This window comes from Vogesella perlucida, assembly GCF_979366545.1.
Window position 1 is genome coordinate 1 of record NZ_CEETRO010000050.1, and the last position, 348, is coordinate 348.

1 protein-coding gene is annotated in these 348 nt (G+C 64.1%); it reads left to right on the top strand.

What is annotated here, in order from left to right; translation table 11 throughout:
* The coding region (locus ACZ9XP_RS17860; protein ID WP_465188956.1) for an Ig-like domain-containing protein at positions 1–348 on the top strand (348 nt) is incomplete at both ends.

The following is a 348-nucleotide window of genomic DNA, read 5'->3' on the forward strand; positions in this document are numbered from 1 at the left end:
CCGCTGCGCCAGTGGCCAGCATCACCCTGAATGCCAACATCACCGCCGACGACGTGATCAACGCCGCCGAAGCAGGCCAGCAGGTGGCCATTACCGGTACCGTCGGTGGCGACGTGAAGGTAGGCGACACCGTCACCCTGACCGTCAACAACCAGACCTACACCGGTACCGTACAGGCCGGTAACACCTTCAGCATCAACGTACCGGGCGCCGAGCTGGTGGCCGACGCCGACAAGGTAATCGACGCCAAAGTCACCACTACCGACGCCGCAGGCAACAGCATCACCGTCAGCGACACCGAGGGTTACAGCGTGGACACCGGCGCGCCGAGCGTGGTGGTGAACATCG